At 71.8% G+C, this 17,559-nt stretch carries 9 protein-coding genes and 1 pseudogene; 4 read left to right on the forward strand and 6 right to left on the reverse strand.

Features of this window, described 5'->3' with window-relative positions; all coding sequences use genetic code 11:
* Window positions 1–61: 61 nt before the first annotated feature.
* On the forward strand, window positions 62–955 hold the full coding sequence (locus ACIRJT_RS21200) for an NAD(P)-dependent oxidoreductase (protein ID WP_403911330.1): 894 nt from the start codon (window positions 62–64) through the stop codon (window positions 953–955).
* 77 nt (window positions 956–1,032) lie between these two features.
* On the opposite strand, the gene glgB is transcribed toward ACIRJT_RS21200, so the two are convergent.
* From glgB to ACIRJT_RS21220, 4 genes are all read right to left on the reverse strand, one after another.
* Complete coding sequence (gene glgB / locus ACIRJT_RS21205; protein WP_403911332.1) at window positions 1,033–3,447, reverse strand: 1,4-alpha-glucan branching enzyme; 2,415 nt, start codon at window positions 3,445–3,447, stop codon at window positions 1,033–1,035.
* Window positions 3,448–3,516: 69 nt separating this feature from the next.
* Window positions 3,517–4,938: a phosphotransferase gene (locus ACIRJT_RS21210; RefSeq protein ID WP_403911334.1), complete on the reverse strand. Its 1,422-nt coding sequence runs from the start codon at window positions 4,936–4,938 to the stop codon at window positions 3,517–3,519.
* Window positions 4,939–5,169: 231 nt separating this feature from the next.
* Window positions 5,170–6,876 (reverse strand): maltose alpha-D-glucosyltransferase, encoded by a 1,707-nt coding sequence (gene treS, locus ACIRJT_RS21215; RefSeq protein WP_403911336.1) that lies wholly within the window; start codon window positions 6,874–6,876, stop codon window positions 5,170–5,172.
* Window positions 6,873–8,891: an alpha-1,4-glucan--maltose-1-phosphate maltosyltransferase gene (locus ACIRJT_RS21220; RefSeq protein WP_403911337.1), complete on the reverse strand. Its 2,019-nt coding sequence runs from the start codon at window positions 8,889–8,891 to the stop codon at window positions 6,873–6,875. The genes treS and ACIRJT_RS21220 overlap by 4 nt, the downstream gene beginning before the upstream one ends.
* Window positions 8,892–9,600: 709 nt before the next feature.
* Here ACIRJT_RS21220 and glgP point away from each other — a divergent pair.
* Complete coding sequence (gene glgP / locus ACIRJT_RS21225; protein ID WP_403911339.1) at window positions 9,601–12,270, forward strand: alpha-glucan family phosphorylase; 2,670 nt, start codon at window positions 9,601–9,603, stop codon at window positions 12,268–12,270.
* A gap of 89 nt (window positions 12,271–12,359) precedes the next feature.
* On the opposite strand, the gene ACIRJT_RS21230 is transcribed toward glgP, so the two are convergent.
* Both ACIRJT_RS21230 and ACIRJT_RS21235 read right to left on the reverse strand, forming a co-directional pair.
* Window positions 12,360–14,405 carry a M4 family metallopeptidase gene (locus tag ACIRJT_RS21230; protein ID WP_403911341.1) on the reverse strand — a complete coding sequence of 682 codons (2,046 nt, stop codon included), beginning with the start codon at window positions 14,403–14,405 and terminating at the stop codon, window positions 12,360–12,362.
* A 463-nt stretch (window positions 14,406–14,868) separates the two neighbouring features.
* Complete coding sequence (locus ACIRJT_RS21235) at window positions 14,869–15,459, reverse strand: TetR/AcrR family transcriptional regulator (protein WP_403911343.1); 591 nt, start codon at window positions 15,457–15,459, stop codon at window positions 14,869–14,871.
* A 138-nt stretch (window positions 15,460–15,597) separates the two neighbouring features.
* Between ACIRJT_RS21235 and ACIRJT_RS21240 the strand changes: the two genes are divergently transcribed.
* Together ACIRJT_RS21240 and ACIRJT_RS21245 are read left to right on the forward strand one after the other, a co-directional pair.
* Window positions 15,598–16,686, forward strand: a complete 1,089-nt coding sequence (locus ACIRJT_RS21240; RefSeq protein WP_403911344.1) for an FAD-dependent oxidoreductase — start codon at window positions 15,598–15,600, stop codon at window positions 16,684–16,686.
* 351 nt (window positions 16,687–17,037) lie between these two features.
* Window positions 17,038–17,403, forward strand: a pseudogene (locus ACIRJT_RS21245) (MBL fold metallo-hydrolase); the annotation flags it as partial.
* Between the last annotated feature and the right edge of the window lie 156 nt (window positions 17,404–17,559).

Genomic DNA, 17,559 nt, shown 5'->3' on the forward strand with positions numbered 1-17,559 from the left:
GCGTATCTGACAGTCAAGTGGGTTCTGGTCAGCGCCTGTTCGTCCGCCCAGCATGGTCCCCATGACGCAAGCGAACACGACCACCGAACCCACCCCTGTCACCGTCCTCGGCCTCGGCGACATGGGCAGCGCCCTAGTCGGCGCCTTCCTGGCCGCCGGCCACCCCACCACCGTCTGGAACCGTTCCCCCGGAAAGGGCGAGGACCTCGTGGAACGGGGCGCGGTGCGGGCCGCCTCGGCCGAGGACGCCGTACGGGCGAGCGGCCTCGTCGTGGTCTGCCTCGTCGACTACGACGCCTCCGACGCGGTCCTGGAACCGCTGGCCGCCGCCCTGGCGGGTCGGGTCCTGGTCAACCTGACCTCGGACACCCCGGCCCGCTCGCGGCAGGCCGCCGCCTGGGCCGAGAAGCACTCCCTGGCCTACCTCGACGGTGCGATCATGGTGCCGGTGAGCGTGGTCGGCTCGGCGGAGGGGCTGGTGTTCCACTCCGGCGACCGGGCCGCGTTCGAGGCGCACGAGTCCACCCTCAAGGCGCTCGGCGCGCCCGCCACCTTCCTCGGCGGGGACCACGGGCTCGCCGCCGCCTACGACATGGCGATGCTGGACTTCTTCTACGGGGCCATGGGCGGTCTCGTCCACGCCTTCGCGCTGGCCCGCGCGGAGGGCATCGACGGCGCGTCGCTCGCCCCGTACCTCAACACGATCGCGGGCATCCTGCCGCCGATCGCCGCGTACACGGCGCAGGACATCGACACGCGTACGTACACGGGCGAGGGCGCGAACCTCGCCATGATGGCGGCCAGCGTCGACCACATCCTGCACACCGCGAAGGGCCGCGGCCTGGACGTCTCGCACCTCGCCGCCCTCAAGGGCATCACCGACCGGGCGATCGCCCAGGGCCACGGCTCCGAGTCCTGGTCGAGCATCGTCGAGGTGATGGCCGCCGATCGCTGACCCGCCGCGACGCGGAGGGGCCCGCGCCACGTCGTCATCGACGCGGTACGGGCCCCGGGCCGTTCACACCGGGAGGGCTACGCGGGGCGGAACCACACCGTGGCCAGCGGCGGCAGCGTCAGCGAGATGCTGCACGGGCGGCCGTGCGCGGGCACCGCCTCCGCCTTCAGCGGCTCCTCGTTGCGCACGTCGCCGCCGCCGTAACGGGCCGCGTCGGTGTTCAGGACCTCCACCCAGCCCTCGGCGCCGGTCTCCGGCACCCCGAGGCGGTAGTCGCTCCGGACCGCCGGGGAGAAGTGGGAGACCGCGAGCAGCGGGGAGCCGTCCGCGTCGTACCGCAGGAACGCGAACACGTTGTCCTCGGCCGCCCCGCCGTCCACCCAGCTGAACCCCTCCGGCACGGTGTCGCGCTGCCACAGCGCGGGCACCGCCCCGTACACCGCGTTCAGGTCGCCGACCAGGGTCCGCACCCCGCGATGGTCGCCGGACGCCCCGTAGGAGGGGTCCAGCAGCCACCAGTCCGGGCCGTGCCCCTCGGACCACTCCGCACCCTGGGCGAACTCCTGGCCCATGAAGAGCAGTTGCTTGCCGGGGTGGGCCCACATGAAGCCCAGGTAGGCGCGGTGGTTGGCGCGCTGCTGCCACCAGTCGCCGGGCATCTTGCTCACCAGCGCCTGCTTGCCGTGCACCACCTCGTCGTGCGAGATCGGCAGCACGTAGTTCTCGCTGTACGCGTACACCATCGAGAACGTCATCTCGTCGTGGTGGTACTTGCGGTGGACCGGCTCCTTGGCGATGTACTGGAGCGAGTCGTGCATCCAGCCCATGTTCCACTTCAGCCCGAAGCCCAGGCCCCCGCCGTCGGTGGGGCGGGTGACGCCGTCCCAGGCGGTGGACTCCTCGGCGATGGTGACGACACCGGGGTTGCGGCGGTAGACCGTCGCGTTCATCTCCTGGAGGAACGCCACCGCGTCCAGGTTCTCCCGCCCGCCGAACTCGTTGGGCGACCACTGGCCGTCCTCGCGGGAGTAGTCGAGATAGAGCATCGAGGCCACCGCGTCGACCCGGAGTCCGTCGATGTGGAACTCCTCGCACCAGTAAGTGGCGTTGGAGACCAGGAAGTTGCGGACCTCGGTGCGGCCGTAGTCGAACTCCAGCGTCCCCCAGTCCGGGTGCGCCGCACGCTGCGGGTCGGAGTGCTCGTACAGCGGCCGCCCGTCGAACTCGGCCAGCGCCCAGTCGTCGCGCGGGAAGTGCGCCGGAACCCAGTCCATGATCACGCCGATGCCCGCCCGGTGCAGCGCGTCCACCAGGAAGCGGAAGTCGTCCGGGGTCCCCATCCGCGAGGTCGGCGCGTAGAACCCGGTGACCTGATAGCCCCAGGATCCCCCGAAGGGATGCTCGGAGACCGGCATCAGCTCGACGTGCGTGAAGCCCAGGTCCTTGACGTACGCCGGCAGCTGCTCCGCCAATTGACGATACGTCAGGCCGGGTCGCCAGGAAGCGAGATGGACCTCGTACACCGAGAACGGGGCGTCATGGACGGGCCGGTCGCCCCGGTGCGCCATCCAGTGGGCGTCCTGCCACTGATGGTGCGACGCGGTGACGATCGAGGCGGTCGCGGGCGGCACCTCGGTGCGCCGGGCCATCGGGTCGGCCCGCACCGTGTGCGAACCGTCCGGCCGGCAGATGTCGTACTTGTACAGCGCGCCCTCGCCGACCCCGGGCAGGAACAGCTCCCACACCCCGGTCGAGCCGAGCGAACGCATCGGGAAGCCCGTGCCGTCCCAGTAGGTGAAGTCACCGGTGATCCGCACGCCGCGCGCGTTCGGGGCCCAGAGGGTGAACCGGGTCCCGGTGACCCCCTGGTGCTCCATCGGCTCCGCGCCGAGCGCCCGCCACAGCTCCTCGTGACGGCCCTCGCCGATCAGATGCAGATCCAGCTCGCCGATCGCGGGCCAGAAGCGGTAGGGGTCCTCCACCTCGATGGTGTTGTCGTCGTACGCCACTTCCAGCCGGTACGCGGGGGCCTCCGGCACCGGCAGCACACCGGAGAAGAAGCCGTCGCCGTCGTCGTGCAGCTCGGCCCGCAGTCCGGTCGCCAGCACCGTGACGGACCGCGCGAACGGCCGCAGCGCCCGGACGAGCACTCCGCCCGGGACCGGGTGCGCGCCGAGCACGTCGTGCGGCGCGTGGTGGTCGCCGGCCAGCAGCCGGCCCCGGTCCGCGCCGTCCAGGGCCGGCGCGGGGCGGGCGCCCTGGCCGTCGGCGGCCCGCCGGGGGCGCGGCGGGCCCGCGTCGGCGCGCCGGGGCCGGGCGCGCTCGGCGGGCGGGGCCTTCGCGGTGGTCGCGGGCGTCGGCGCCGCCACCACGTCGACGGCGGCTTCGACGGGTGCCTCGGCAAGGATCTCGGCGGGCAGCTCGGCGGGCAGTTCGGCGGGCAGTTCGACGGTCTTGCGGGATGCCTTGCGGGACGGCTTGCGGGCGGTCACAGGGACAGCCTCCTCGGAGGGTGAAGGGGGGAGAGCGCGGGGTGGTGGGGAGGTGCGTGGGGGTGCGGATCAGGCCGCGGCGGACCGGGCCAGCCGTTGGATGGCCGCCATCGGAACCGGCAGCCAGTCGGGGCGGTGCCGGGCCTCGTACAGCACCTCGTACACGGCCTTGTCGGTCTCATGGGCGCGCAGCAGCTCCGGTTCGCCGCGCGGGTCGCTGCCCGACGTCTGCGCGTAGCCCTCGCAGTAGGCGGTACGGCAGCGGGCCGCCCACTCCGGGTTCCACGGGCGGTGCGAGCGGGCCGCGTAGTCGAAGGACCGCAGCATGCCCGCCACATCGCGGACCGGCGGCGCGGGCATGCGGCGCTCGGGCAGCGGACGGGACGGTTCGCCCTCGAAGTCGATCAGCGACCAGAAACCGTCGGCGGAGCGCAGCGTCTGCCCGAGGTGGAGATCTCCGTGCACCCGCTGCTGCGCCCAGCCGCTGCCCCGTACCCCGAGGTCCGTCACCGCCTCGAACGCGGCGCGCAGCCCGGGGACGTGCGGCACGAGCGCCGGTACCGCCTGGGCGGTGGTCTCCAGCCGCCGGGTCATCTCGGCGACGAGCTGCCGGGTCTGGGTGCCGCGCAGCGCCGCGGTCGGCAGCGCGGCGGCGAGCGCGGTGTGCACCTCGGCGGTGGCCCGGCCCAGCGCCCGTGCCTCGGTGAGGAAGTCGCGGCCCGCGGCGAGCGCGGTCAGCGCGAGCTGCCAGCCGTCGCGCGCGCCCCGCAGGAAGGGCTGGAGGACGCCCAGGGTGAGCGGTTCGGGTCCTGGCGTCTCGAACCAGGCGACCGGGGCCGGCACTCGTGCGCACCCCTCGCCGCCGAGGGCGAGCGGCAGTTCCAGGTCCGGGTTGGTGCCCGGGAAGACGCGCCGGAAGATCTTGAGGATGAACGCGTCCCCGTAGACGAGCGAGGAGTTGGACTGCTCGGCGTCCAGCACCCGGGGCGTGAGGCCGGCCGGGATCGCGGCGGTCCCCTCGAAGCGCAGCGAGCCGAGGCTCCCGGGGCTGCGGAGGCGTTCCAGCAGCAGATCGGCCAGCCGCGGATCGTGCAGCGCGTCGTAGACGGTCCGTCCGGCGAGCGGACCCCGCTCCACCCGGCCGATCAGGGCGCCCGCGAGGAGTGGTGGCAGTGACGTTCTTGCACCGAGGAGCAGTTGGTAGCAGTCCTCGGCCGGGCGGGCCTGCTGGGAGGGCTGCTCGACCCGCAGCAGCAGGTGCAGCAGTCCCGGGCCCGCCGTGCCGTCCAGCGGCAGCATCTCGGTGGCCGAGACCAGGGAGAAGCCGGTGACCGGCCTGCCCTTGCCGGCGAACCACCGCTGCCGGGGCAGCCATGCGTGCAGCAGCGGGGCGAGGGACGGGAGCAGATCGCCGTCCGTCGTCATTCTGGGAGTTGCGCTGTTCCTCGTGCTCTTCGCCAGGGCGACGTGAGTGGATGCAGCCTCCGACATGGCATCGCGTCCTTTCCCCGGGCACACCACAGGATGCGAAGAGTGTCCCGGATTGCGGCAATGGCTGTCCGGCTGTGCGGGACGTGTCGGGTCAGGAGAGCCCTTACGGACTCGAACGGCGGAACGGTGAAGTCCGAAGGCGCCGGAACCGTGGAGGCCCAAGGCCTTTTCCTGGGGTCAGGGTGCCCCGTGCGGGACGGTGGAAACCGTCCCGCACGGGGCCGGCGGAGCTCAGGCCGGCGGCGCGTCCTTGCGCAGCCGGAGCCAGTAGAAGCCGTGTCCCGCAAGGGTCAGCAGGTAGGGCCACTGGCCGATGGCCGGGAAGCGTACCCCGCCGATCAGTTCCACCGGATGACGTCCGTCGAACGATCGCAGGTCCAGTTCCGTCGGCTGCGCGAACCGCGAGAAGTTGTGCACGCACAGGACGAGATCGTCCCCGTACTCACGGGTGAACGCCAGCACCGCCGGGTTGGAGGAGGGCAGTTCGGTGTACTCGCCGAGACCGAAGGCCGGATTCTGCTTCCGGATCTCGATCATCCGGCGGGTCCAGTGCAGCAGCGAGGACGGCGAGGCCATCGACGCCTCGACGTTGGTGACCTGGTAGCCGTGGACCGGGTCCATGATCGTGGGGAGGTAGAGCCGTCCCGGATCGCTGGAGGAGAACCCGGCGTTGCGGTCGGGCGTCCACTGCATCGGGGTGCGCACCGCGTCCCGGTCGCCCAGCCAGATGTTGTCGCCCATCCCGATCTCGTCCCCGTAGTAGAGGATCGGGGAGCCGGGCAGCGACAGCAGCAGGGCGGTGAAGAGCTCGATCTGGTTGCGGTCGTTGTCCAGCAGGGGGGCCAGCCGCCGCCGGATGCCGATGTTGGCGCGCATCCGCGGGTCCTTGGCGTACTCCGCGTACATGTAGTCGCGTTCTTCGTCCGTGACCATTTCGAGGGTCAGCTCGTCGTGGTTGCGCAGGAAGATGCCCCACTGGCAGTTCTTCGGGATCGCCGGGGTCTTCGCCAGGATCTCGGAGACCGGGTAGCGGCTCTCGCGGCGCACCGCCATGAAGATCCGCGGCATCACGGGGAAGTGGAACGCCATGTGGCACTCGTCCCCGCCCTGCTCGTAGTCGCCGAAGTAGTCGACGACGTCCTCCGGCCACTGGTTGGCCTCGGCGAGGAGCACGGTGTCCGGGTAGTTGGCGTCGATCTCCTTGCGGACCCGCTTGAGGAAGTGGTGGGTCTCGGGGAGGTTCTCGCAGTTGGTGCCCTCGCGCTGGTAGAGGTAGGGCACCGCGTCGACCCGGAAGCCGTCGATGCCCAGGTCCAGCCAGAACCGCAGGGCCGCCAGGATCTCCTCCTGCACCGCCGGGTTCTCGTAGTTGAGGTCCGGCTGGTGCGAGAAGAAGCGGTGCCAGTAGTACTGCTTGCGCACCGGGTCGAAGGTCCAGTTGGACGTCTCGGTGTCGACGAAGATGATCCGGGCGTCCTGGAACTGCTTGTCGTCGTCCGCCCAGACGTAGTAGTCGCCGTACGGCCCGTCCGGGTCGGTGCGGGACTGCTGGAACCACTCGTGCTGATCGCTCGTGTGGTTCATGACGAAGTCGATGATGACGCGCATGCCCCGCTGGTGCGAGGCGTCCACGAACTCCACGAAGTCGGCGAGATCGCCGAACTCCGGCAGGACGGCGGTGTAGTCGGAGACGTCGTAGCCCCCGTCGCGCAGCGGCGACTTGAAGAACGGTGGCAGCCAGAGGCAGTCGACGCCGAGCCACTGGAGGTAGTCCAGCTTGGCGGTGATGCCCTTGAGGTCGCCGATTCCGTCGCCGTTGGAGTCCTGGAAGGACCGGACGAGCACCTCGTAGAAGACGGCGCGCTTGAACCAGTCGGGATCGCGGTCCTTGGCGGGAGTGTCCTCGAACGTGTCGTGGACAGGCTCATTGACGATCATGGTGTGGGTGACCCTCCGGTCGGCGGGGACGGTCGCAGGACGGCGATGTGCGCGGGCGTGATGCCCGGCTCCAGACGCACATAGAAGGCCCTGCCCCAGTGGTAGGTATCGCCGGTGAGCTCGTCGCGCACCGGTACGCGCTCGTGCCATGAGAGGCCGAGCCGCTCCATGTCCAACGAGACCGTGGCCTCCTGGGTGTGGTGCGGGTCGAGGTTCACGACCACCAGGACGGCGTTCGCTCCGGAGCGCTTGCTGTAGGCGATCAGCGCTTCGTTGTCGGTGTGGTGGAAGTGGACGTCGCGCAGCTGCCGCAGAGCGGGGTTACGCCGGCGGATCCGGTTCAGCGAGGTGATCAGAGGGGTCAGCGTGCGGCCCTCGCGTTCCGCCGACTCCCAGTCCCTCGGGCGCAGTTCGTACTTCTCCGAGTGCAGGTACTCCTCGCTCCCCGGCTTGGCCGGAGTGTTCTCGCACAGCTCGAATCCCGCGTACACGCCCCAGGAGGGGGACAGCGTCGCGGCCAGGACCGCCCGTGCCTCGAAGGCCGGGCGGCCGCCCTCCTGGAGGAAGCCGGGAAGGATGTCGGGGGTGTTCACGAAGAAGTTGGGCCGCATGTACGAGGCGGCCTCGCCGGCCAGCTCCGTGACGTACTCCGTCAGCTCCTGCTTGGTGTCGCGCCAGGTGAAGTACGTGTACGACTGCTGGAAGCCGACCGCGCCCAGGGTGTGCATCATCGCCGGGCGGGTGAACGCCTCCGCCAGGAAGATGACGTCGGGGTCGGCGCCGTTGACCTCCTCGATGACCTTCTCCCAGAAGACCACCGGCTTGGTGTGCGGGTTGTCGACCCGGAAGATCCGCACGCCGTGGTCCATCCAGAAGCGCAGGATGCGTACCGTCTCCGCCACCAGGCCGCGCATGTCCTTGTCGAAGGCGATCGGATAGATGTCCTGGTACTTCTTCGGCGGGTTCTCGGCGTACGCGATCGAGCCGTCGGGGCGGTGGTGGAACCAGTCCGGGTGCTCCTTGACCCACGGGTGGTCCGGCGAGCACTGGAGCGCGAAGTCCAGCGCGATCTCCATCCGCAGATTGCGGGCCACGGAGACGAAGTGGTCGAAGTCCTCCAGCGTCCCCAGCTCCGGGTGGACCGCGTCGTGCCCGCCGTCCGGCGAACCGATCGCCCACGGCACGCCCGGGTCGTGCTCCCCTGGCGTCAGGCTGTTGTCCGGGCCCTTGCGGTGCGTCGTCCCGATCGGGTGGACCGGCGGCAGGTACACGACGTCGAACCCCATCGCGGCGACCGCGGGCAGCCGCTCGGCCGCCGTCCGGAAGGTGCCGCTCACCAGGCGTTTCTCCGCGTCCGGCGAGGTGTCCGCCGGGTCCACCGGCACCCGCTTCGCGCCCTCCGAGCGGGGGAACAGCTCGTACCACGAGCCGAACAGCGCCCGCTCGCGCTCCACCCGCACCGCCAGTGGCTTGGAGCGGGTGACCAGTTCGCGCAGCGGATAGCGGGCGAGCACCGCCTCGGCGGCCGGGGTCAGGGCCGCGGCCAGCCGGGCGGCCGGCGGGTGGGCCGTGTCGCGCAGGGCGTCCAGCGCGGCCAGCACCGCCTCGCGGCCGTGCTTCTTCGGGACGCCCGCCGCGGCACGTTCCAGCAGCGCCGCGCCCTCGGCCAGCACCAGGTCCGTGTCGATGCCCGCCGGAATCTTGATCGCGGCGTGCTGCCGCCAGGTGGTGACCGGATCGCTCCAGGCCTCCACCGTGTACGTCCAACGGCCCTCGGAGGTCGCGGTGACGTCGGCCCCCCACCGGTCCGTGCCCTGCGCCAGCTCGCGCATCGGCGTCCACGGCCCGACCCGTCCGCTCGGATCGCGCAGCACGACGTTGGCGGCGACCGCGTCATGGCCTTCACGGAAGACGGTGGCGCTGACCTGGAAGGTCTCACCGGCGACGGCCTTCGCCGCCCGTCTGCCGCAGTCGACGAGAGGACGGACGTCCAGGACGGGAATACGACCGATCATGGAATCACCTGAGGGCTGGAGGAGCTCGGCGTGCACGGGGGACGGCACGGGCGCGGAGGACCGACCGCGTGTGCCGCGAGGACGGGGATCTGTCCTTTGTAGCTGCTCAGCTGTCTGCTGACGGGCTGTGGGCATGGCCGCTCCTGTCCGCGTTCACTCGAATGGCACTCGAATGGGTGGGTCGCGGGGGTTTCGTGCATGTTTCGGGGTGCACGGAGAACGTCTGCGGGCCGGGTCGTGCCGCGTACCGGGGAAGCCTTCCCCGCGTCCGCGAGTGGGAAATGCGGCGCTGTGTTAACTACTCGGTCGTAGTCGACCGCCCGGGCCCCGCCGCACGCGGCGCGCACGCCCCCGGTGGGCCGAGGGCTGTCCGGGACAGTCCTCGGGGAAGCCCGAAGCGCCTCCACGGGTTCCGGATACCCGCTCTGCGGCGCCACACGGCAGCCTTCCCTGTGACAGGGAGGTCCACAAGGCTGCGTACGGGGGTGAAATCGGCCAAACCCCCAGGTGAGCGGAGTGACGGGGGATCACGGGCGGGACACGAGGTGCGTCTGTGGGGAGGCGGGTACCGGCCGCGTCGGGACCTCGCGCGCCGTCCGCGCGCCGTGGCGGGCCGCCACGGACGGCCGCTACCTTCAGGGGTGACGGAAGGGACGCACACCGTGGTGCGTCCGCCCGGATGCGCAAGTCCCCTGTAAAGGTGGAGTACGTGAAGGCCATTCGTCGATTCACCGTGCGTCCAGTCCTCCCCGAACCCCTCCGACCTCTCCACGACCTCGCGCACAACCTGCGCTGGTCGTGGCACACCGAGACCCGTGAGCTCTTCCGGTCCGCCGACCCCGAGGGCTGGCGGCCCGCGGACGCCGACCCCGTACGCCTGCTCGGCTCGCTGTCCGCCGGGCGGCTCGCCGAACTGGCCGGGGACGAGGAGTACCTCGGCCGCCTCGCCGAGGCCTCCGCGGATCTGGCCGAATATCTGGACGGCCCCCGCTGGTACCAGGAGCAGCGGGCCGCCGGAGCCGAACTGCCCTCCGCCGTCGCCTACTTCTCACCCGAATTCGGCGTCACCGCGGCACTGCCCCAGTACAGCGGAGGCCTCGGCATCCTGGCCGGCGACCACCTCAAGGCCGCCAGCGACCTCGGCGTCCCGCTCATCGGCGTCGGCCTGCTCTACCGGCACGGCTACTTCCGCCAGACCCTCTCGCGCGAGGGCTGGCAGCAGGAGCACTATCCCGTCCTGGACCCCAACGAACTCCCGCTCGACCTGGTCCGCGAGGCCGACGGCGCCCCCGCCCGGGTGGTGCTGGCCCTGCCCGGCGGGCGCTCGCTGCACGCCTGTGTCTGGCTGGCCCGGGTCGGCCGGGTGCCGCTTCTCCTGCTCGACTCCGACGTCGAGGAGAACGCCCCCGGCGAACGCGACGTCACCGACCGGCTGTACGGCGGCGGCAGCGACCACCGTCTGCTCCAGGAGATGCTGCTCGGCATCGGCGGGGTGCGCGCGGTGCGCACCTGGTGCCGGCTGACCGGCACACCGGAACCGGAGGTGTTCCACACCAACGAGGGCCACGCCGGCTTCCTCGGCCTGGAGCGCATCCGTGAACTGGCCGCCACCGGACTCGACTTCGACGGCGCCCTGGAAGTGGTCCGGGCCGGGACGGTCTTCACCACCCACACCCCGGTGCCCGCCGGGATAGACCGTTTCGACCGGGGGCTCGTCGCCCGTCACTTCGGCGACGACGGCGAGCTGCCCGGCGTCGGCGTCGAGAAGATCCTGCGGCTCGGCACCGAGACGTACCCCGGCGGTGAGCCTGAGCTGTTCAACATGGCGGTGATGGGCCTGAGGCTCGCCCAGCGCGCCAACGGCGTCTCCACCCTGCACGGGGCGGTCAGCCGGGAGATGTTCTCCGGGCTCTGGCCGGGCTTCGACCCCGCCGAGGTGCCGATCACCTCCGTCACCAACGGGGTCCACGCACCGACCTGGGTCGCCCCCGAGGTGTTCCGGCTCGGCGCGGGCCAGGTCGGCGAGGGCCGCGCCCACCAGGTGCCGGCGGGCGGCCCGGTGGCCGACGAGGCCTCCTCGCGGAGCGGCACCCCGCGCCGCTGGGACGCGGTGACCGGCATCGGCGACCAGGAGATCTGGGACCTGCGCCGGGACCTGCGCGGCCAGTTGGTCACCGAGGTCCGCCGCAGGCTCTACGCCTCCTGGCGCCGGCGCGGCGCGGGCACCGCCGAGCTGGGCTGGATCGACGGCGTCCTCGACCCGGACGTCCTGACGATCGGCTTCGCCCGGCGCGTCCCCTCGTACAAGCGGCTCACACTGATGCTGCGCGACCGCGACCGGCTGCGGGCGCTGCTGCTGCACCCGACCCGCCCGATCCAGATCGTCGTCGCGGGCAAGGCCCACCCGGCCGACGACGGCGGCAAGCGGCTGGTGCAGGAGCTGGTGAGGTTCGCGGACGACGCGGGGGTCCGCCACCGCATCGTCTTCCTCCCGGACTACGGGATGGGCATGGCCCAGAAGCTCTACCCGGGCTGCGACGTCTGGCTCAACAACCCGCTGCGCCCGTTGGAGGCGTGCGGTACGAGCGGGATGAAGGCGGCGCTGAACGGCTGCCTCAACCTGTCCGTGCGCGACGGCTGGTGGGACGAGTGGTTCGACCCGGACTTCGGCTGGGAGATCCCCACCGCCGACGGCTCGGCGATCGACGAGGACCGCCGCGACGAGCTGGAGTCGAACGCCCTGTACGCCCTGATCGAGGACCGCGTCGCCCCGCGCTTCTACGACCGGGGGGCCCAGGGGCTGCCCGACCGCTGGATCGAGATGGTCCGCTCCACGCTGGTCAATCTCGGACCGCGGGTGCTCGCGGGGCGGATGGTGCGCGAGTACGTGGAGCGCCTGTACACCCCCGCCGCGCAGTCGCGGCGGGCCCTGGATCCCGGGGCCGCGCGGGATCTCGCCCAGTGGAAGGCCAAGGTCCGGGCGGCCTGGCGCGGGGTCTCCGTCGACCATGTGGAGTCGGTGACCGACACCGCGGCGGGCGGCTCGGCGGAGCTCGGCGCCGCTCTGGCGCTGCGGGCGCGGATCGCGCTCGGCGGCCTGGACCCGGACGACGTGGAGGTCCAGGTGTTCGCGGGCCGGGTCGATTCGGGCGACGCCATCGCGGACGCGCAGACCTTCCCGCTGAAGCCGGCGGGCGGCCAGGACCTGGAGGACCGCTGGCTGTACGAGGGGCCGCTCGCGCTGGACCGGACGGGGCCGTACGGCTACACCGTGCGCGTCCTGCCCGCCCACCCGCTGCTGGCCACCAGCGCCGAACTGGGCCTGGTCGCGCTGCCGGCCGAGGCGGCGGGGGAGGGCGCGGGCGTCCTGCTGCGCTGAGCGCGCGCCACGGCGAACGGCCCGGGAGGGGGCGAACCCCTCCCGGGCCGTTCTCCGTGTGATCCCCGCGGGCCGATGGGCCCGGTGGGTCAGAAGGTGAGCTTGAAGCTGTTGATCCGCCCGGTGTCCTGACGGGCGATGTCCTGGACCTTGAGCTTCCAGACCCCGTTGGCCACCTCGGACGAGGCGTTGACCGTGTAGGTCGCCACCACGTCGTCCGCGGAGTCGCCGGAGGAGGAGTTCTTCAGCCGGTAGGCGGTGCCGTCCGGGGCCACCAGGTCGACGACCAGGTCACCGCGCCAGGTGTGCGTGATGTTCACGTCCGCCTTGAGGGTGCTCGGCGCGTTGCCGGCCACTCCGGAGACGGTGACCGAGCTGGTGACGGCGGCGCCGGCGTCCGGGATGGTCACCGCGGTGGTGTTCTCGAACACCTTGCCGCCCGGGTCGGGGTTGCCGCCGCCGGGGCGGGCGCCCACGTTGACGCCGGCCCAGGCGTGGGCCACGGCCGCGTACTCGGGGCTGGTGGCCCCGTACAGCTCACCGGCGACCGCGAGCGTGCCGGTGCGGGCGGCGGCGTAGTTGGTCGTGGAGGTGAACTTCGTGGTGAGCGCCTTGAACCAGATCTGCAGCGCCTTGTCCCGGCCGATGCCGGTCACCGGGAGCCCGTCGGAGGTCGGCGAGTCGTAGTTGACGCCGTTGACGGTCTTGGCGCCGCTGCCCTCGGAGAGCAGGTAGAACCAGTGGTTCGCCGGGCCCGAGGAGTAGTGGACGTCGACGTTGCCGATGCCCGAGTACCAGGCGTCCTTGGACGCGCCGTCCTTGGACGGCTTGTCCATGTAGCGCAGCGGGGTGCCGTCGCCGTTGATGTCGATCTTCTCGCCGACCATGTAGTCGCCCGGGTCCTGGGTGGTGTTGGAGTAGAACTCCACGCCCGCGGCGAAGATGTCGGAGGTGGCCTCGTTGAGGCCGCCGGACTCGCCGCTGTAGACCAGCTTGGCCGTGACCGAGGTCAGGCCGTGCGTCATCTCGTGGGCGGCCACGTCCAGGGAGGTCAGCGGCTTGACGTTGCCGCTGCCGTCGCCGTACGTCATGCAGAAGCAGCTGTCCTGCCAGAACGCGTTGACGTAGTTGTTGCCGTAGTGGACGCGGGAGTACGCGCCGACGCCGTCACCGCGGATGCCGGAGCGGCCGTGCACGGTCTTGTAGTAGTCCCACGTCTCGGCCGCGCCGTAGTGGGCGTCCGCGCCGGCCGTCTCGGCGTTCTGCGGAGTGCCGTCGCCCCAGACGTCGTCCGGGCCGGAGAACAGGGTGCCGGTGCCGGAGCTGCCCCGGTTCAGGTTGTACGTCTTGTGGTTGCCGCGCGTGGTGTCGGTCAGGGTGTACGAGGGCGCGGTGCCCAGGGTGACCTGGCCGTTGTACTGCGTGTTGCCCGTGCCGTTGTGGACGGCCTGCCACTCGTAGAGCTTCTCGCCGGAGGCGGCGTCCGTGAGGACGTGCAGCTCGTTCGGGGTGCCGTCGTGCTGGAGCCCGCCGACCACGGTCTCGTACGCGAGCTGCGGGGAGCCGCTGCCCAGCCACACCACCTTGCGCGGGGCGTTCTCCGCCTTCTTCGCCTTCGAGCCCTCGGCCTTCGCCGCGCCGAGCGCCTGCTTCTCGGCCGCTGCCGGGGCCACGTCGGCGGTGAGGCCGACGGCCTTCAGCTGCGCGCTGGTCGCCTTCGACGCCTTGGCCACGCCCTCGGTCGCCCCGGCCGCGGACTCCTTGACCACGAGGTCGCCGCCCAGGACGGGCAGCCCGTCCAGGGTGCGCTCGTAGCGAGTGTGCGTCGTGCCGTCGCGGTCCTGGACGACATCGCGGACCACGAGCTTCTCCGTGGACCCGAGGCCGAGCTCCTTCGCGGTGGCCGCCTTGGTGGCGTTCGCCTCGCTGAGCAGCTCGGCGCGCTGGGCGGGGGAGAGCTTGGCGGGCAGGGCGCCCGGGTCGGCCTTCGTGCCGGCGGTGATGCCGCCGAGCGGGGCCGAGGCGGGAGCGGAGGTGGCGGTCGCGGCGCCGGACGGAACGGCGACGGCTATGAGGGCTGCTGCGGCTATCAGAGCGCCGGTCGCGGTGGCGCGACGGCTGGGCGTGGATCTCACGCGGACTCCTTCTGCGAGGGGGGTACCGGCGGCGCTGGACGAGCCGTCCGGACGGTGCAGGCGGTGCGCAGAACGGGGTGAAGAGTGTCAGCAGATGACTGCACCTGTCAGGACCGCGTCAACAAGTTGGCCGGTTTTCGTTCGTTGCCGGAAAGGTCATGTTCGTTAAGCGGACGTTTCGCCGATCATTGCCGCAGTGTTACCGGGAGTTGTGAAGCCCGGCATTCACAGGGTGGTCACAGGTTTTGTGCGCGAAGGGCACCGCGGCGTCGCAGCCGGGAAGGGGTGGGGTGACCGCCTGATGAGACGGCGTCGGGTTCTGGCCAGATTCACACGCCGGAACGCGCCGGTCCGTCAGGGCGCGGCGCGGGGGCGGACGTGGCGCTCGGAGGGTCGGCCAGTCGTGGTGCTCGGACGGTCGTGGCGTCCGGGTGGGCGCGCGCGGCGTCGAGTGCGGCGGCGCTCAGCCGCTCGCGTCCGTCGGATACACCGCGTTCAGGAGGTCGCGTACGAAGCGGTCCACGTCGTCCAGCCCCGCCGCTGCGAGCGTGGCCGGGCCGTTCGTCAGCAGGTGCGGGATCGCCGCGTGCAGCGCGAGGGTGACGACGGCGGCCCGCTGCGGGGTGACGGGCAGTCCGGCGGAGCGCTGGGCCAGCTCCATGCCCACGAAGTCACCGCTCGCCATCGGGTCGAGGATGCCGGACAGCCAGGGGCGCCGGGTCGCCTCGGCCTGGAGTTCCAGCACCGCCAGCAGTCGGGAGCGGCCCGGTCCCGCGACGTTCTCCAGGAGTGAGCGGAAGAGGGCCGTCAGGCCCTCGCGGTCCGCCGGCCCCGGGGCCGAGGCCAGTCGCGCGGTGAGCGCGAGGTACTGCTCCAGGCACCGCTCCGCCGCCGCGCGGAGCACCGCGTCCCTGGTCGGGAAGTAGTTCTTGGCGGTGCCCGGCGGTACCTCGGCCGCCCGGTCCACGGCCCGGTGGGTCAACCCGCGCCCGCCTTCCCCGGCCAGCACCTCGACGGCCGCGTCCCGCAGCCGGTCCCGCCGGTCCGGATTCACGCGCGCTCCCTCACTCCCGTACGGCTGCCGCCCCCTCGGCCTCTCCTTGCCGATGCTACCCCAGCCGTGGTACCACAAGTGTGGTGGTTCTCTGTGCGGTGCTCCTCCGCACGGTCCGAACGAGCTCGGGAGTGCGACATGACAGGAACGGCGACCGTGGTGGGCGCGGGCATCGGCGGGCTGGCGACCGCGATCGGACTCCGCCGCGCGGGCTGGTCGGTCACGGTGCTGGAGCGGCGCGCCGAACTGGAGCGGTACGGCGGGGCCTTCGGCATCCACCCCACCGCGCAGTCCGCACTCGACCGGCTCGGCGTGGGCGAAGCGCTGCGCGACCACGCCGTGCCCTACCGCGACGCGCACATCCGCACCCCGGACGGGACGTCGATCGCCCGCCTCCCGCTGGAGCGCATCGAACGCAAGGCGGGCCGCCCCGAACTCCTCATCCCCCGCTTCCGCCTGCTCGACGCCCTGGTCGCCGCCCTCGACACCTTCGGCGACGTCCCGCTCAAGCTCGGCGAGAGGGTCACCGACGTGGACGCCCGCGCCGCCGGACAGGACCTGGTGATCGGCGCCGACGGCATCCGCAGCGCCGTTCGCACCGCCCGCTTCGGCGGCCGCAGCGGCCCGCGCGGGATCGGCACCGTCGCCTGGATCGGCACCGCCGACCTCGAGAGCCCGGTGTACGGCGAGACCTGGGGCAGCGGCCGGTTCTTCGGGATGACCCCGGTCGAGCCGGGCCGCACCAACTGGTACGCCACCGTGCCCGAGGCCACCACCGTCGAGGAGTTGCGCGCCTCCTTCGCCGGCTGGCACGACCCGGTCCCGCGCATCCTGGACGCCACCGACCCGGCCACCTGGATCCGTTACGACATGCTCCACCTGTACCCGGCCCTGCCCAGCTTCGTCGCCGACGCCCGCCCCGCCTCCCGTGCCCCCGCCGACGCCCGCCCCGTCCCCGTCGCGCTGGTCGGCGACGCGGCCCACGCGATGACGCCCAACCTCGGCCAGGGCGCCTGTACCGCGATCCTCGACGCGGACTCCCTGAGCCGTGCGCTGGCCGCCGCGCCCCCGGGGCCCGCGGGTATCGCGGGGGCCCTGCGCGCCTACGACCGCGAGCGCCGCCGCAGCGCCCAGCGGACGGCCTTCGGCTCGCGGACCCTGCACCGCTTCATGAGCACGGAGCGCACCCGGCTGAGGGACGCGGCGGTACGGCTGCTGCCGGGGTGAGCCACGGAGTACGCGTACGGACGCCCGGCAGCGTTCGCACCTCTACGGTCGGCGCACCGGGGCGGCGCGGTCCCGCAGGGTGCGGTGCCGTGGCCGAGCGGCCCCAGGCGATGACCGCGTACCGGATCGGTGTGGATGGTGCTCCCGCCCTGGAGGAGGGCCGAGGTCATGAATCCGGCAACGAGGCCACCGTCAGTGAACCACTGAAGGAGAACTCCACGAGTACGCGATCCTCAGGCGAAGAGAGCCAGAACTCCGGGCTCGAGTCCAGGACCGTCGCGATCCGGGCACGCGTGAACTCCGCATCCATTCTTGCGCCGGGAAGAGCGATGCTTCCCCGGAGCGGGACGAAACCGGGCCGGGCAGGCCGTCCTGTGGGACGGCGCCCACCGCATCGACGAACACCTCACTCTGGAGTCCGCGCCGGGCCACACGCCCGGCTCATCCGTACTGCGGCTCGCGTCCGGAAGCGACCGGGCGGTCTTCGTCGGCGACCTTCTGCACAGCCCGGTGCAGATCCTCACACCCTCCTGCAACAGCTGCTTCTGTCTGGATACGGAACAAGCGGTGGCCAGCCGCCACCGCGTTCTCGAACGAGCCTCCACCGAGAGGGAGTTGGTCGTTCCTGCACACTTCGGCGGGGCGGGTGCCGTGGAAGTCCGGCAAGAAGGCGGTGGATTCACCCTCGGACCGTGGGCGGCCTACGGGACGGAGTAGGCCGCGTCGGACATGGCGGCACCCACCTCGTCCTCGGCGCCATGAGGGGAAGACGGCTACCGTCAGGAGTCGGTGCGCACTGAACCTCGAACGTGCGCGTCCAGTGCGCGATTCATCGCTACGGTGCGCACCAGAACGTGGAACCTGCAACCCGAT

Source organism: Streptomyces sp. NPDC102283 (assembly GCF_044766265.1).
Taxonomy (GTDB): domain Bacteria; phylum Actinomycetota; class Actinomycetes; order Streptomycetales; family Streptomycetaceae; genus Streptomyces.

Coding starts and splice junctions, on each gene's coding strand:
- ACIRJT_RS21210 (WP_403911334.1), bottom strand. CDS start 4,938: ATGTCGGAGGCTGCATCCACTCACGTCGCCCTGGCGAAGAGCACGAGG.
- treS (WP_403911336.1), bottom strand. CDS start 6,876: ATGATCGTCAATGAGCCTGTCCACGACACGTTCGAGGACACTCCCGCC.
- ACIRJT_RS21220 (WP_403911337.1), bottom strand. CDS start 8,891: ATGATCGGTCGTATTCCCGTCCTGGACGTCCGTCCTCTCGTCGACTGC.
- ACIRJT_RS21240 (WP_403911344.1), top strand. CDS start 15,598: ATGACAGGAACGGCGACCGTGGTGGGCGCGGGCATCGGCGGGCTGGCG.
- ACIRJT_RS21200 (WP_403911330.1), top strand. CDS start 62: ATGACGCAAGCGAACACGACCACCGAACCCACCCCTGTCACCGTCCTC.